Source organism: Bacillus cereus group sp. N24 (genome assembly GCF_016483345.1).
Taxonomy (GTDB): domain Bacteria; phylum Bacillota; class Bacilli; order Bacillales; family Bacillaceae_G; genus Bacillus_A; species Bacillus_A toyonensis.
Genome location: NZ_JAEHCA010000111.1, coordinates 1 through 345 on the forward strand (window position 1 = coordinate 1; position 345 = coordinate 345).

Genomic DNA, 345 nt, shown 5'->3' on the forward strand with positions numbered 1-345 from the left:
CTACGCAATGTTAAATGATTTGTATCCAAACCGCTTCAAAGAATGGGAGTTAAGTTATACCCCAAGTAACTTTTGGAACAAAGAAACAGCGATTGAAGCGTTACGATGGACTATTGAAGAGAAAGAAAAACTAACAGATGAACAGTTAGGTAAAGTATACAGCCAAAAATGGCTAGTAAAACATAAATTAGCTTCACCATGCTATTTGCTTTTTAATAGTAGCCCATACGCAATGTTAAATGAGCTATATCCAAACCGCTTTAAAGAGTGGGAGTTAAGTTATACCCCAAGTAACTTTTGGACAAAAGAAACGGCAATTGAGGCATTACGATGGACTATTGAAGA

Annotated in this window: 1 protein-coding gene; it reads left to right on the forward strand. The window is 35.9% G+C overall.

Annotation, left to right across the window (positions count from 1 at the left end; translation table 11 throughout):
• The coding region (locus JDS95_RS30595; protein WP_472926265.1) for a DUF4046 domain-containing protein at positions 1 to 345 on the forward strand (345 nt) is incomplete at both ends.